At 64.6% G+C, this 14,034-nt stretch carries 13 protein-coding genes; 7 read left to right on the forward strand and 6 right to left on the reverse strand.

Annotation, left to right across the window (positions count from 1 at the left end; translation table 11 throughout):
• Positions 1 to 137: 137 nt before the first annotated feature.
• Together ACWAT4_RS35990 and hemH are read right to left on the reverse strand one after the other, a co-directional pair.
• Positions 138 to 1,106, reverse strand: coding sequence for an ABC transporter substrate-binding protein (locus ACWAT4_RS35990; RefSeq protein WP_212297249.1), 969 nt, complete (start codon positions 1,104 to 1,106; stop codon positions 138 to 140).
• Positions 1,107 to 1,117: 11 nt separating this feature from the next.
• Positions 1,118 to 2,155, reverse strand: a complete 1,038-nt coding sequence (hemH, locus tag ACWAT4_RS35995; protein ID WP_212297250.1) for a ferrochelatase — start codon at positions 2,153 to 2,155, stop codon at positions 1,118 to 1,120.
• An 81-nt stretch (positions 2,156 to 2,236) separates the two neighbouring features.
• Here hemH and ACWAT4_RS36000 point away from each other — a divergent pair, with 81 nt between their 5' ends.
• Positions 2,237 to 2,635 carry an MAPEG family protein gene (locus ACWAT4_RS36000; protein WP_212297432.1) on the forward strand — a complete coding sequence of 133 codons (399 nt, stop codon included), beginning with the start codon at positions 2,237 to 2,239 and terminating at the stop codon, positions 2,633 to 2,635.
• A 28-nt stretch (positions 2,636 to 2,663) separates the two neighbouring features.
• Here ACWAT4_RS36000 and ACWAT4_RS36005 read toward each other — a convergent pair whose 3' ends face one another.
• From ACWAT4_RS36005 to ACWAT4_RS36015, 3 genes are read right to left on the reverse strand one after another with little or no spacing between them, the layout of a single operon-like run.
• Positions 2,664 to 3,773, reverse strand: a complete 1,110-nt coding sequence (locus ACWAT4_RS36005) for a nickel/cobalt transporter (RefSeq protein ID WP_212297251.1) — start codon at positions 3,771 to 3,773, stop codon at positions 2,664 to 2,666.
• Complete coding sequence (locus ACWAT4_RS36010; protein WP_212297252.1) at positions 3,764 to 4,396, reverse strand: DUF1007 family protein; 633 nt, start codon at positions 4,394 to 4,396, stop codon at positions 3,764 to 3,766. Before ACWAT4_RS36010 ends, ACWAT4_RS36005 begins: the two co-directional genes overlap by 10 nt.
• 5 nt (positions 4,397 to 4,401) lie before the next feature.
• The gene (locus ACWAT4_RS36015) at positions 4,402 to 6,483 is read right to left on the reverse strand and encodes a M3 family metallopeptidase (protein ID WP_212297253.1); all 2,082 of its coding nucleotides are present in this window, start codon (positions 6,481 to 6,483) and stop codon (positions 4,402 to 4,404) included.
• 136 nt (positions 6,484 to 6,619) lie between these two features.
• Between ACWAT4_RS36015 and ACWAT4_RS36020 the strand changes: the two genes are divergently transcribed.
• From ACWAT4_RS36020 to ACWAT4_RS36045, 6 genes are all read left to right on the forward strand, one after another.
• Positions 6,620 to 6,874, forward strand: a complete 255-nt coding sequence (locus ACWAT4_RS36020) for a hypothetical protein (RefSeq protein WP_194477991.1) — start codon at positions 6,620 to 6,622, stop codon at positions 6,872 to 6,874.
• A gap of 675 nt (positions 6,875 to 7,549) precedes the next feature.
• Positions 7,550 to 8,692, forward strand: coding sequence for a type III PLP-dependent enzyme (locus ACWAT4_RS36025; protein ID WP_212297254.1), 1,143 nt, complete (start codon positions 7,550 to 7,552; stop codon positions 8,690 to 8,692).
• A 129-nt stretch (positions 8,693 to 8,821) separates the two neighbouring features.
• Entirely contained in the window at positions 8,822 to 9,409 is a 588-nt protein-coding gene (locus ACWAT4_RS36030; RefSeq protein WP_449729296.1) for a GNAT family N-acetyltransferase, read from the forward strand.
• 145 nt (positions 9,410 to 9,554) lie between these two features.
• Positions 9,555 to 9,944 carry a RidA family protein gene (locus ACWAT4_RS36035; RefSeq protein ID WP_212297256.1) on the forward strand — a complete coding sequence of 130 codons (390 nt, stop codon included), beginning with the start codon at positions 9,555 to 9,557 and terminating at the stop codon, positions 9,942 to 9,944.
• Positions 9,945 to 9,992: 48 nt separating this feature from the next.
• Positions 9,993 to 11,435, forward strand: a complete 1,443-nt coding sequence (locus ACWAT4_RS36040) for a homospermidine synthase (protein WP_449729297.1) — start codon at positions 9,993 to 9,995, stop codon at positions 11,433 to 11,435.
• A gap of 101 nt (positions 11,436 to 11,536) precedes the next feature.
• Positions 11,537 to 13,144, forward strand: coding sequence for a lyase family protein (locus ACWAT4_RS36045; protein ID WP_212297258.1), 1,608 nt, complete (start codon positions 11,537 to 11,539; stop codon positions 13,142 to 13,144).
• Positions 13,145 to 13,186: 42 nt separating this feature from the next.
• On the opposite strand, the gene ACWAT4_RS36050 is transcribed toward ACWAT4_RS36045, so the two are convergent.
• A complete protein-coding gene (locus tag ACWAT4_RS36050) occupies positions 13,187 to 13,927 on the reverse strand; it encodes an acetoacetate decarboxylase (RefSeq protein WP_212297259.1) in 741 nt (246 codons plus the stop codon).
• Positions 13,928 to 14,034: the final 107 nt, after the last annotated feature.

A 14,034-nucleotide genomic window follows, 5' to 3' on the forward strand; every position in this document is an offset into this window, starting at 1 on the left:
GGTCGCTTTTCACGTCGTCATCCACGCCATTCTGCACGAGACGCGACGAACGGGAACGGCCGCGATTATGTATTTGCGAAAAGCCCTTGAAAGCGTGAAGGCGCAGACCTAGCGGCAAAGGTTAAGATATTGCGACGCTACTCGATGACGTCGTTCGCGATTGCGAGCAGGCCCGGGGATGGAGCGACGCCAATCGCCTTGGCCGTTTTCAGGTTGATGGCCAACTCGAACTTGGTGGGATTCTGGACCGGCAGATCGGCCGCCTGCGCGCCCTTGAGGATGCGATCGACATAGGCGGCGGCACGCCGAAGCTGCTCGGCGCTGTCCGTGCTGTAGGACATCAGCCCGCCTTCATCGACGAAGGCGCGGCTCCAGAATACCGACGGCAGGCGCGTTTCCGCGATCGCCGCCAACAGATCCGCGCGATTGGCCATGGTGAAAAAGTCGGGCAGCACCAGGAAACCGCCCTCCTTGCGCGAGGCCAGCGCGGCGATCGAAGCGACATCGTGCACCGGCGCGGGCTCGACCGTCACAAGCAGCGTCTGCGCGGCACCCTCGAGCGTGCGCAGCATCAGCGGCGCAAACGGCGCGGTCGCAGGATTGTAGACGACAAAGACGCGGGAGACTTTTGGCGTGACCTGCGTCAGCATCTCCAGCCATTTGCCAGCCAGCGGACCGTCGTAATCGGTGAAGCCGGTGATGTTGCCGCCCGGATGGGCAAGGTTTTGGACAAAACCCTGGCTGACGGGATCGGTGACCACGGCGAACACGATCGGGATTGTCGTGGTGCGCCGGCGCAACTCCTCCACCGAGGGCGTGCCGAGCGCAAGCAGGATGTCGGGTTTGCGTGCGATCAGCGCATCGGCAAGCTGCGCGATGCGCGCCCGATCGCCGGCGCCGCTACGCCAGTCGATATTGAGATTGTCCTGCTCCTTCCAGCCATGAGCGGCGAGCGCCTCGGCGAGGCGGGCCTGGCCGATCACCTCGTCGGAAGCGATGACCGAGAGCACGCCGACCCGGCGCGTCACATTCGGCTGCTGCGCCAGCACCTCGGCCGGCACCGCGGCGATCGTCCCAAGAAGCGCCAGGCATTCGCGGCGGTTCATGTGAGACACCATCAGATCCAGCCCTGGAGCTCGCGCAGCACCAGGGTGCGGATCACATCCATGCCGGGATCGCTGTCATTGAGGCAGGGGATCGCGGAAAACTGCTCGCCGCCATTGTGCTTGAAGATCTCGGCATTCTCCTGCGCGATCTCCTCCAGCGTCTCCAGGCAGTCGGCGGAGAAGCCCGGCGTCACCACCGCGATGCGACGCACGCCTTCCCTGGCAAGGCGCTCCATCGTCTTGTCGGTGTAGGGCTGCAGCCACTCGTCATTGCCGAAGCGCGACTGAAAGGTCAGCAGCAGCTTGGTGTCGTCCATGCCAAGCCGGCGGCGCAGCGCTTCGGTCGTAGCGACGCAGTGGCTTTGATAGGGATCGCCCTTCTCGACATAGGATTTCGGCATGCCGTGGAAGGAGGCGACGATCAGCTCGGGCTTGAAGGAGAGCGTCGCCAGATGCGTCTCGATCGAGACGGCGAGTGCCTCGATATAGGCCTCGTCCTCGTAATATGGCGGCGTCACCCGCAGCGTCGGCTGATTGCGCAGGCGTGCCAGCACGCGGAACACCTCGTCGCAGACGGTGGCCGAGGTCGAGGCGGAATATTGCGGATAGAGGGGCACAGCGAGGATGCGCTCGCAGCCCTTCGCGATCAGCGCATCGATGCCGGCCTTGATCGAGGGATTGCCGTAGCGCATCGCCCAGTCCACCACGACATGATCGCGGTCGGACAGCACTGCGGCGAGCTTCTCGGCTTGCGACCGCGTGATCGTCTTCAGCGGCGACTCGTTCCGCTCGTTGTTCCAGATCTTCTGGTAGTCCAGCGCCTTGGTGCGGGGACGGCTGCGCAGGATGATGCCGTTCAGCACGGCTTTCCAGATCAGGCCCTGGTCCTCGATGACGCGGGCGTCCGACAGGAATTCCTTGAGGTAGACCCGCACGCCCGGAGCATCGGCCGTGTCGGGCGTGCCGAGATTGACCAGAAGCACGCCGACGCGCAGCTGGGCTGACGGCACGGCCGGTTTTGCGGTCTTGAGGGGAGCAGGGGTCGTCATGGTCAGTTGCGTCGCGCGTTGCTCCGAACTTGTCAAGATGAGCCCGGTTTCGCTAGGGTCCCCCCAAGCGGGGGAGGGATGATGACGCTCGCGGAATGGTGCGTTCTCGGAGCGCTGCTGCTCTATCTCTTGACGATCGTCTCGATCAAATGGATCCGGTTTCGCGGCTTCGACAATTCGCGACCGCGCGATCCCGCCTTCTATGAGGACGCCATCGCCCAGCGCGCGCTCGGCGCGCACCAGAACGGGATCGAGACCTTTCCGTTCTTCGCTTTCGCCGTCCTGCTCGCCGAATTCCGTGACTCGCCGCAGCGCCTGATCGACGAGCTTGCGGTGCTGTTCCTGATCGTACGGATCGCCTATGTACTGACCTATCTCGGCAACCGCCCGACGCTGCGCTCCATCCTCTGGAGCATCGGTTTTGCGATCAATCTCGGGATCTTCTTCCTGCCGATGTTGAAGCGGCTGCTGCCGGTGTGAGGCGCTTATCGAGAGATGCCGTAGCGGCTCAAAAACACGTCGTCCGCTCGGCCGCGATGTAGCCAAGCAACAGGCCCGCCCCGAACAGCAGCACGAGAGCGGCGGCACCGAACTCGATGCCGCGCATAAAGAGCGCGCCGCCGCCGTCGCGGGCGCCGCTCAGACGGCCGGCGATGTCCTTGGCCGAGACCGCAATCACGGCGATGGCCGCGACGGTGATCGCGGTGCCAAGCCCCATCAGGAAGGTCGCGGCAATGCCGGCCCAGAACAGGCCCTGGGCGAGCGCGAACACCAGCACCAGGATGGCGCCCGAGCAGGGACGGATGCCGACGGTCAGGATCGCGGCGAAACCTCGCCGCCAGCCGCCCGGGCCGGCGAGCTCGCTCGGGGCAGGACCATGGGAATGGCCGCAATGCTCGTCGTGGACATGGTCATGCCCGTGATGGTGATGGGCGTGATCGTGGTGATGAGGGTCATGCGCATCATGATGGTGGTGATGATCGAGATGATCATGATGGTCGTGCGACACGCCCGCCATGGCCGGCACCGGCTGCGTCGTCTGCAGCGCGCGGATGAAGGTGCGGCCCTTGACCCAGACCAGCCGCAGGCCAAACAGCGCGATCAGGGCATAGCTCGCGATCTCGATCGCACCTTCCGCCTTGCACATGGTCTTGGCGGTGGCGTTCAGGATCCAGGCCGAGATGCCGACGATCAGGATCGCCACCAGCGACTGCATCAGCGCGGAGGCGAACGACAGCGCGATGCCGCGCCGCGCGGTCTCGCGGTTGGCGACGAGATAGGAGGCGATCACCGCCTTGCCGTGGCCGGGGCCGGCGGCGTGGAAGATGCCGTAGGCGAACGAGATGAAGAGCAGCGTCCACACCGCCGAGCCGTCGGACTTCGCGGCGCGGATGGTCGACGACATCTGGCGATAGAATTCCGACTGTTTTGCCAAGAGCCAGCCGATGAGACCGCTGGCTTCGGGCTCCGCTGCCTGCGCCGGGCGTGGTGCGCCGAACGGGTTTTGCGCGAGAAGATCGTGGAGCGCGGCATCGGCCGCGCCCAGCACGACGACGATTGCGGCGCAGGCGAGCAGCCCGCGGGCGAGCGGTGACTGAAGACGACAGATCAAGGGCAATCCACCGTGATCTTGTTGGCGAACATCATGCCGAAGTTGGCGTTCGGGCCATCCGTGAAGGTCTGCTCATTGAGCTTCTGCGCGGTCGCGGTGCCGTCACTGGGACGATCGAGCTTCATCTGGCAGGCGGAGGGCGCGCCGACCAGCTTGACCGGATTGTCCTTGGCCATCTGGAAGTCGATGAAGAAGGAGCGGTCGAACACTTCGAGCACCAATTGCTTGGGCTTGACCGGGTTCTTCAGCGGCAGCGTGAAGTGCAGGGTCAGCACCGTATCCTTGTAGTCGAGGAAGTAGTCGACCGGCTCGTTGAAGCGCTCCTTCTTGCCGTCGGCCTTCGCGAAGGTGAAGTAGGCGTATTCCTTCAGCGACTCGACATTGGTTTGCGCCAGCGGCACCAGCTCCTCGCGCGTGTAGGCGCCCTTGGTCTTGCTCTCGAGCCCCTGCACCGCATAGGCCGAGAACATGTCGTCAAAGGTCCAGGCGTGGCGCACGCCGGTGATCGAGCCATCCTCGGCGTAAAGCAATTCGCTGGTCGCCGTGATCCAGACATGCGGATGCGCGCTCGCCGGACCCGCTGCAAGCAGCAGGCCGGCGGCAAGCAGCATTCCCAGCAGCGCGCGCATGCCGGTCAGGCCGCCTTGGCGTCGCCGAGCAGGCCGCGGCGGCGGAGCAGCGCGTCGGGCTCGGGCGGCCGGCCGCGGAAGGCCTCGTAGGCGGCTTCCGGATCGACTGACCCGCCGCTTGAATAGATGTCGTCGTGGAGGCGCTTGGCGACCGCTGGATCGAAGATATTGCCGGCCTCCTCGAAGGCGCCGAAGGCGTCGGCGTCCATCACCTCCGACCACATGTAGCTGTAATAGCCGGCCGCATAATGGTCGCCGGAGAAGATGTGACCGAACTGGGTCGGCCGGTGACGCATCGAGATTTCCTCGGGCATGCCGATCTTCTCCAACTCGCGTTTCTCGAAAGCCCGAACATCCTGCGCGGCGGCTGCCGGCTGCGAGTGGAATTCGAGGTCGACCAGCGCCGAGGAGACGAATTCGACGGTGGCAAAGCCCTGGTTGAACTTGCGTGCGGCGAGGAAGCGCTTGAGCAGATCGTCCGGCAGCGGCTCGCCGGTCTGATAATGACGGGCGAACTGCTGGAGCACCTCGGGCCGCTCCTGCCAATGCTCGTAGAGCTGCGAGGGCAGCTCGACGAAATCGGTGAACACGGAGGTGCCCGACAGCGACGGGTAGGTCACATTGGAGAGCATGCCGTGCAGGCCGTGGCCAAACTCGTGGAACAGGGTGCGGGCATCGTCCGGCGAAAGCAGCGAAGGCTCGGCTCCGGTGCCCTTGGCAAAGTTGCAGACATTGATGACGAGGGGCGCGATCTCGCCGTCGAGCTTCTGCTGGTCGCGCAGCGAGGTCATCCAGGCGCCGGAACGTTTTGACGGCCGGGCGTAGTAATCGCCGTAGAACAGTGCCTTGTGCTTGCCGTCGGGGCCCTTCACCTCCCAGACCCGGACGTCGGGGTGCCAGACCGGCACATCCTTGCGCTCGGCGAAGGTGATGCCAAACAGCCGCGTGGCGCAGTCGAAGGCGGCGGCGATCATGTGGTCGAGCGTCAGATAGGGCTTGATCGCGGCGTCGTCGAAATTGGCGCGCTGGAGGCGGAGCTTTTCGGCATAGTAGCGCCAGTCCCAGGGCGCGAGCTTGAAATTGCCGCCCTCCTCCGTGATCAGCGCCTGCATCTCGTCGCGATCGGCAAGCGCTCGGGCGCGAGCCGGCTTCCAGACCCGCTCGAGCAGGCCGCGCACCGCATCCGGCGTCTTGGCCATGGAGTCTTCGAGCCGGTAGGCGGCGAAAGTCGGGTAGCCCAGGAGCTTGGCGCTTTCCTCGCGCAGCTTCAGGATCTCGCCAATGGTCGTGTTGTTGTCGTTGGAATTGCCGTTGTCGCCGCGCGCCGTGAAGGCCTTGTAGACCTTCTCGCGCAGGTCGCGCCGAGCCGAGCTCTTCAGGAACGGCTCGGTCGAGGAGCGCGACAGCGTCACGATCGCCTTGCCCGCCATGCCGCGGTCTTCTGCTGCAGCCTTGGCGGCGGCCACAAAACTCTCCGGCAGACCCTGGGTGTCAGCCTCGCCGAGCTCCATGAACCAGTCCTGCTCGTCGCCGAGCAGATGGTGGCTGAACCCGGTCGCGAGCTGGGCCAGCTTCTCGTTGATCTCGGCCATGCGCGTCTTGGCCTCGTCGGACAGGCCGGCGCCGGCGCGGTGGAAGCGGGTGTAGGTGCGCTCCAGGAGGCGGAGCTGCTCCGGGTCCAGGCCGAGATTGGCACGGTTCTCGTGCAGCTGGGCGATGCGACCAAACAGCACGGCGTTCATCATGATCGGATTCCAGTGCCGCGCCATCCGCAAGGAGACCTCCTTGTCGATGTCCAGGATCGCCGGGTTGGAATGCGCCGAGACCAGATCGTAGAAGACCGCAGCAACCTTGTTCAAAAGCTTGCCGGACCGCTCCAGCGCCGTGATCGTGTTGGCGAAGTCGGGCGCGGCCGGATCGTTGGTGATCGCGGCGATCTCCGCGGAATGATCGGCGAAGGCCTGTTCGAAGGCCGGCAGGAAGTGCTCCGGCGTGATCTCGTTGAAGGGCGGGGTCGCAAATGGCGTCACCCAGGCCTTCAGCAGCGGGTTGATCTCGGAGTCCGTAGTTTGGCGGGTTTCTGACATCACAAGTCCCGATTTTTGAGCCGATTTGTTGGGGTCAGCTATAGCACGCGATGGGGCTTTTTTGGGCCATTTGGCCTTGCTCCCGCCCGCCTTTTCGGGGAGATTGCGACCCTCGAAACACCGGACCCAGATGCCCATGAACGCGCCCTCCTCGTCCTCCCGTCAGATCGTCTGGCCGAGCGTCATCACCGTCGTCAGCGCCGCCATCCTGATCGGCGCCGAAGTGTTCGGCGCGGCGTTTGCCGGCGGCTGGGCGCTCGCAATTCTGTTCGGGCTGGGCGATCAGGGCGCGCACATCTTGCAGGCCGTGCTGTTCGCACTCGGCGTGCTGGTGATGACCGCCTTCATCCGCGCCGCTCAGCGCGTCGAGCCGTTCTTCAAGCGCGGCTGACGCTTCGCGCGCCAGAGACGCGTGCACCCTGGCTGAAAAACTTAACGCCTGTTCATCTTCCGCGTCGCTCGCGCAACACTGCGCAAGCAGACGTTAGGCAATTCTGTTCGCAGCCTAAAAAAATTCTTGCGAAGCAGAGTCAAAACGCTTATGTGCGCTCTTGCCCAATTTCGCACGTGCCTGTGGTCGTGTGTCAGTCGGTAGGTATCCGGACAAGAGGCCGGACAGCCGCCAAGGGGTGAAGAAGCCGAGGGGCTCTTCGGAAGTGCGGAAGTCAAAGACCCAAAGGTCGAGCGACTGAAAGCAAACCCGGAGCGTCCAGCATCTCTCTCAAAGAGATGCCTTGTCGAAGGTGACTTCGCTCTTTGCAACCGTGACTGGCAGCCGGAGGCGAACCGGCGCACCCCGCTCTCAACGGGGGACGCGACTTAAAGCAACGACGGATCGGGCTTTTTTGGTCTCTACCGGCATTCCACCGCCGGCGCGGGCTACTGAAAAGGCTTGTCCTTCATTGCCAGGTGAGCGGGCGGGAAACTCTCCCAACCAATCCACGGCAGCACAGTCTGGTTTGAGTCTCTTGGCCTCGACGCGCCTCCATCGCGCGATGTGGCCGAAGCGCTCTTATCCGACGTCACGTTGATGCGGATCCCGTCGCTGGGACCGTTGGAGAGTGCCATGACCGAACGTATCCAGGAATTCCTGCGCAACCGCCGCAAGGAAGGTCTCGACACCGAGCCGTGCCTCGTCGTCGACCTCGAGGTCGTGCGCGACAATTACCAGACCTTCGCCAAGGCGCTGCCCGACAGCCGCGTGTTCTACGCCGTCAAGGCGAACCCGGCACCGGAAGTGCTGGCACTGCTGGCTTCCATGGGCTCCTGCTTCGACACCGCGACCGTCGCCGAGATCGAGATGGCGCTGGCCGCCGGTGCGACGCCCGATCGCATCTCCTTCGGCAACACGATCAAGAAGGAGCGCGACATCGCGCGCGCCTTCGCGCTCGGCATTCGCCTGTTCGCAGTCGACTGCGTCCCCGAGGTCGAGAAGATCGCCCGTGCCGCTCCCGGCGCGAAGGTGTTCTGCCGCATCCTCTATGACTGCGCCGGCGCCGAGTGGCCGCTGTCGCGCAAGTTCGGCTGCGACCCGGAAATGGCCGTCGAGGTGCTCGACGCCGCCAAGCGCCTGGGCCTGGAGCCGTGCGGCATCTCCTTCCATGTCGGCTCGCAGCAGCGCAAGGTGAAGGCGTGGGACCGCGCGCTGGCGATGGCCTCGCAGGTGTTCCGCGACTGCGCCGAGCGCGGCATCAACCTGACCATGGTCAACATGGGCGGCGGCTTCCCGACCAAGTACCTGAAGGACGTGCCGCCGGTTGTCACCTACGGCCGTTCGATCTTCCGCGCGCTGCGCAAGCACTTCGGCAACCAGATTCCGGAGACCATCATCGAGCCGGGTCGCGGCATGGTGGGTAACGCCGGCATCATCGAATCCGAGGTCGTGCTGATCTCGAAGAAGAGCGACGAGGACGAGGTGCGCTGGGTGTACCTGGACATCGGTAAGTTCGGCGGTCTCGCCGAGACGATGGACGAGTCGATCCGCTACGCCATCCGCACCCCGCATGACGGCGCGGACATGACCCCATGCGTGCTCGCAGGTCCGACCTGCGACAGCGCCGATGTGCTGTACGAGAAGACCCCGTATCCGCTTCCCGTCACGCTCGAGATCGGCGACAAGCTGCTGATCGAAGGCACCGGGGCCTATACGTCGACCTACTCGGCGGTGGCGTTCAACGGCATCCCGCCGCTGCGTACCTACCACATCTGATCCGCCTCTCGTTCTGAGGCCTGACGAACCCGGGAGCCGGCTTGCCGGCTCCTCACCCGACATTGCCATTCTGACGACGCTTGAACCCGCGTGCCTTCGTGCGCGGACTCACGCGGGGACTGACGCGCCATGACTGCTCCTCGGAAGCCACAAATTGCCCTCTCTTCGGAAGCCGCTCCGTTCGCGATCCGTGCGGAACGTGCTGCCGACGTCACGATGCGTGAAGCGCTGCTCGATGCCTGCTTTGGCGAGACCCGCCACGGCCGCACCTGCCAGCGCCTGCGCGACGGACGTGCGCCCGCCACAGGCCTAGCCTTGTCGGCGATGCGCGAGGGCAAGCTCGTGGGAACCGTGCGGTTGTGGCACGTCAGCGCCGGAGGCAGGCCCGCCCTGGTCCTCGGACCGCTGGCGGTCGACCCTGCCTGCCGCGAACTCGGGATCGGCGCCGCGCTGATGAATCAAGCGTTGGCCGCCGCCCGGGCGCGCGGGCATGCCGCCGTCATCCTGCTCGGCGATGCGCCCTACTATGCCCGCTTCGGCTTCTCGGCCGAAAAGACCGGTGCGCTCGCCCTGCCCGGCCCGTTCGAGCGCGACCGCCTGCTGGCGATCGAGTTCACCAACGGCGCGCTCGATGGCGTCGAGGGAATGATCGTCCCGACCGGGGCTGCGCTGTCCAAACGGAGGGCAGTTCGCGGCCCCGAGGCGCGCGCGGCCTAAGGGATAGCCTTGATGGCGGCGGCCAAGCCGCGCCACGCGGCAACGCCCGGCCGCGCTGCGCTAAGCCCGTTCCTTTGGGGTTGCGTGAGCCCCGGAAACGCCGTTTAACGCCACGAAATCCCCCCATTCAGCCGAGGCCGAACCCATGTCCCGTCGCCTGATTTCCACCGGCTCCCCCTTCGAGAAGACCGCCGGCTACAGCCGCGCCGTGATTGACGGCGAGTTCGCCTTCGTCGCGGGAACCACCGGCTACGACTACACCACGATGACGATGCCATCGGATGTCACGAGCCAGTCACGCAACTGCTTCAAGACCATCGAAGCCGCCCTGAAGGAGGCCGGCTTCGAGATGGCCGACATCGTCCGCGTGACCTACTACCTCACCGACATCAAGGACGCGGACGCGCATTTCGCCATCTGCGGCGAAGTCCTCGGCGAGATCCGCCCGGCCGCCACGCTCCTCGTCGTCTCGGCGCTCTACAAGCCCGAGATGAAGGTCGAGATCGAAGCCACCGCCAAGCGCCGCAGCGCCTGATCCAACCCTCACCAATTGTCCGCCAGCACGTTCCGGAGAAACCATCCCATGAGCCCCCCCTCGCAGGTCTACGCGAAGATCACCGGCCCCATCGTCATGGTCGGCTTCGGCTCCATCGGCAAAGGCACCCTGCCGCTGATCGAGCGGCATCTCGATTACGACAAGTCACGGGTCACCGTGATCGATCCCAAGGACGAGGGCCGCAAGGCGCATTGCGAGAAGCACAATGTGCGCTTCATCCAGAAGGCCGTGACCAAGGACAATTATCGCGAACTGCTGACCCCGCTGCTCACCGAAGGCGGCGGCCAGGGCTTTTGCGTCAATCTCTCGGTCGACACCGGCTCCACCGACATCATGGAGCTCTGCAACGAGCTCGGCGCGCTCTATATCGACACCGTCAACGAGCCCTGGCTCGGCTTCTATTTCGATGCGTCGAAGGGCCCGGAAGCCCGCTCCAATTACGCGCTGCGCGAAGTGACGCTGGCCGCCAAGAAGGCGCGTCCCGCGGGCTCGACCACGGCCGTCTCCTGCTGCGGCGCCAATCCCGGCATGGTCTCCTTCTTCGTCAAGCAGGCGCTGCTCAACGTTGCCGCCGATCTGAAGCTCAATGCGCCCAAGCCGAAGACCAAGGCCGAATGGGCGGATCTGATGCGGCAGGCCGGCATCAAGGGCATCCACATCGCCGAACGCGACACCCAGCGCTCCAAGACGCCGAAGGAGCCGGACGTCTTCGTCAACACCTGGTCGGTGGAAGGTTTCCTGTCGGAAGGCGTGCAGCCCTCCGAGCTCGGCTGGGGCACCCACGAAAAGTGGATGCCGGAGAATGCGCGGACCCACGAAGCCGGCTGCGGCGCGGCCATCTATCTGATGCAGCCCGGCGCCAACACGCGCGTGCGCACCTGGTGCCCGACCCGCGGCGCGCAATATGGCTTCCTCGTCACCCACAACGAGTCGATCTCGATCTCCGATTACTTCACGGTGCGTGACGTGTCAGGCAAGGCGATCTACCGGCCGACCTGCCACTACGCCTATCACCCAGCCGACGACGCCGTGCTGTCGCTGCACGAAATGTTCGGCCGCGCCGCGAAGATGCAGGAGAAGCACCACATCCTGGACGAGAACGAGATCATCGACGGCATCGACGAGCTCGGCGTGCTGCTGTTCGGGCACGACAACAATGCCTATTGGTACGGCTCGCAGCTCTCGATCGAAGAGACCCGGGCGCTCGCGCCCTATCAGAACGCCACCGGCCTGCAGGTAACCTCCGCCGTGCTCGGCGGCATGGTGTGGGCGCTGGAGAATCCGAACGAAGGCATCGTCGAAGCCGACGAACTGGATTTCGATCGCCTGCTGGAAATCCAGCTGCCGTATCTGGGCCCGGTGAAGGGGTTCTACACCGACTGGACGCCGCTGACGGATCGTCCGGGACTGTTCCCGGAAGACATCGACACCAGCGATCCCTGGCAGTTCAAGAACATCCTGGTGCGCTGACAGGCGCACCTGTCCGGGCCGCGATGAACGGGAGGCTAATAGCCTTCCGCCAGCCCGGATGCTAACCAACCGCCCGGTCGCACGGCAACCGGGAGGTCCGCATGAAGAATATCGCCTGCATCGCGGGAGGCGTCAGCCTCCTGATCGCGTCCCACGCATTGGCCGCGGATACCGGTCAGTTGCCCTGCAAGACCACGCAGGAATGCAACGAAAGCGCCGCCAAGATCGGCGCCAACGCCCCCAGCGGCGCGCAACCCTCGACCAGCAAATCGGACGCAGCCGAGGACCAGTTCTACTGGCTCAACAAGATCAACAAGGCCTCCACCGTGATGCTGGTGGAGGAAGGCATCTTCCCGAAAAACACCGGCCAGCTGATCGCCGGGGGCGTGGACTACACGATCCGCCAGGCGCGTGAGCCCGATGGCAAGCGCCCGAGCGACGTCCTTCAGATCGAGAAGATCATGACCGACAAGGTCGGCGAGGAGGCCTCCGTCATCCACGCCGGGCGCAGCCGTCAGGACATGTACGCGACCTATCGCGCTGCCAAACTGCGGAACCAGACGCTGGATTTTGCCGAAGCATTGCTCGGCTTGCGTGCCAAGCTGCTCGCCAAGGCGGCTGACAATCTCGATGCATTGATGCCCGGCTACACCAACGGTGTGCAGGCGGTGCCGATCACCTATGGTCATTACCTGCTGGCCTATGAGGAATCGTTCGAGCGCGACCAGCAGCGCGTCAGCGAGGCCTATCGCCGGCTCAACCTCAGCCCGATGGGCGTCGGCGTCATGTCCGGCTCGATCTGGCCGCTGAACCGCACGCGCCTCGCCCAGCTGCTCGGCTTTGACGGCGTCGTCGAGAATTCGATGGACGCCAACCAGGTGATCCCATTCGACAACCAGCTCGAGGCCACCGCGATCGCCAATTCGGCCGCCATCCGCATCGGGGTGATGATGCAGGATCTGCATACGCAATACGCCGAGGTGCGACCGTGGCTTTTGCTGCAGGAGGGCTCGACCTACACCAGCAGCTCGATGCCACAGAAGCGCAATCCGGGTCTGATCATGCAGGCGAGGATCGCAGCTTCAGATGTGGTGGGGCTGTCGGGGGCAGTGTCGATCAGCGCCCACAACGTCATGTCGGGCATGGTCGATTCCAAGGCCCAGTCCGAGGATATCGGCCTGTTCCCGCGTGCCATCAAGATGGTCGCCGCGACCGACCGGGTGTTCGATGCAATCGTGGTCAACAAGGTCCGCGCCAAGGAAGAGCTGGAGAGCGACTGGACTTCGACAATGAACCTCGCCGAGCTGCTGTTGCAGGCGCACCAGATCCCGTTCCGCGTCGGGCATGGCTTTGCATCACAGATGGTCAGCTATGCGCGGCCGCTAGACCTCACGCCCAAGACCATACCCTTCAGCGAAGTGACCGACCTCTTCGCCAAGACGCTTGCCAAATTCAACATGCCGGCGAGACCCTTCCCGATGAGCGAGGCCGAATTCAGGGAGGTGATGTCACCGGAATGGATCGTGGCGCACACCAAGGGCGTCGGCGGTCCGCAGCCGGAGGAGACTGCACGTATGCTCAAGGTGGCCCAGCAGCGCCTCGATGCCGACAAGCTCTGGCTTGCCGCCCAGCGCGACAAGCTCGCAAAGGCCGATACCGCACTCGATCAGGCGTTTGCGGCGCTCTTGCCGAACGACGCGGTGCATTAATAGCGGGCCGGGGCGCGTCATGCCGCGCCCCGCCCACTCACGTCACTTCGCCATGTAGTCGAACGCCACGCTGCCGAGTCCCAGCGTCAAATCGGCTTTGAAGTGCAGCGCCGAGACCACCTCGCGCACCGGCAGCCGGGCGACATCGCAGAGCGCGTGAGGGAACAGGCCGAGCGCGGCGGGGCCTGTCCAGGCTTCCTTCAGCGTGATGTCCTCGAGATGGAAGCGCACCAGCTCGCAAATCCGCGTTGAGCCGTCGACGTGTGGGATGATCTTCAGGATAAAGTTCGGCGCCGCCATCGACTGCAGCACCACGTCATGGTCGACCTTGCGGTGCTTGTAGCCCATGGTCGCGGAGGCACAGAGCACCGAACCATAATGCAGCGAGCCGACCAACACATCGCTCTCGACCTCGATCTTCGGCCGCGCCAGCTTCTTCGGAAAGCCCCACAGCTCGCGGCCGCCGGCGATCGGCCCCTCGTCGTCGAGATACATCGCGTGGGTGTAGGCGCCCAGCTCGCCCTTGAACCGGACCGGGATCACCTGCCCGGTCTCGGTGTAGTCGCCGAAGCCGGTCGAGTCGGGCATGCGGATGAATTCGTATTTCACCACCGGCTCCGCTACCTCGAGTGGCTCGGGCACGATGGCGGCGAGGGCTTCGGGATCGGTCCGGTAGGTGATGATGAAATATTCGCGGTCGAAGAAGCGGTATGGCCCCGGCGGGAATGACGGGTTGGTGAGCGGCATCGAATATGCGGTACGGCGAACGTCCTCGATCTTCATGGGAGCCCCATCTGTCGTTGGTTCGACGGATTATGGAGCGAGCCGCGCGCCGAGGCGAGATCGTTAAGTCGGCATCAGTTGTCACATACGTGTCAGAATACGCTGGC

Source organism: Bradyrhizobium sp. T-1, from assembly GCF_053592855.1.

Bases quoted from the DNA above. Each gene is read 5' to 3' on its own strand.
- ACWAT4_RS36050 (WP_212297259.1), bottom strand. From the start codon at position 13,927: ATGAAGATCGAGGACGTTCGCCGTACCGCATATTCGATGCCGCTCACC.
- hemH (WP_212297250.1), bottom strand. From the start codon at position 2,155: ATGACGACCCCTGCTCCCCTCAAGACCGCAAAACCGGCCGTGCCGTCA.
- ACWAT4_RS36015 (WP_212297253.1), bottom strand. From the start codon at position 6,483: ATGTCAGAAACCCGCCAAACTACGGACTCCGAGATCAACCCGCTGCTG.
- ACWAT4_RS36000 (WP_212297432.1), top strand. From the start codon at position 2,237: ATGACGCTCGCGGAATGGTGCGTTCTCGGAGCGCTGCTGCTCTATCTC.
- ACWAT4_RS36020 (WP_194477991.1), top strand. From the start codon at position 6,620: ATGAACGCGCCCTCCTCGTCCTCCCGTCAGATCGTCTGGCCGAGCGTC.
- ACWAT4_RS36010 (WP_212297252.1), bottom strand. From the start codon at position 4,396: ATGCGCGCGCTGCTGGGAATGCTGCTTGCCGCCGGCCTGCTGCTTGCA.
- ACWAT4_RS36030 (WP_449729296.1), top strand. From the start codon at position 8,822: ATGACTGCTCCTCGGAAGCCACAAATTGCCCTCTCTTCGGAAGCCGCT.
- ACWAT4_RS36035 (WP_212297256.1), top strand. From the start codon at position 9,555: ATGTCCCGTCGCCTGATTTCCACCGGCTCCCCCTTCGAGAAGACCGCC.
- ACWAT4_RS36040 (WP_449729297.1), top strand. From the start codon at position 9,993: ATGAGCCCCCCCTCGCAGGTCTACGCGAAGATCACCGGCCCCATCGTC.
- ACWAT4_RS36045 (WP_212297258.1), top strand. From the start codon at position 11,537: ATGAAGAATATCGCCTGCATCGCGGGAGGCGTCAGCCTCCTGATCGCG.
- ACWAT4_RS36025 (WP_212297254.1), top strand. From the start codon at position 7,550: ATGACCGAACGTATCCAGGAATTCCTGCGCAACCGCCGCAAGGAAGGT.
- ACWAT4_RS35990 (WP_212297249.1), bottom strand. From the start codon at position 1,106: ATGAACCGCCGCGAATGCCTGGCGCTTCTTGGGACGATCGCCGCGGTG.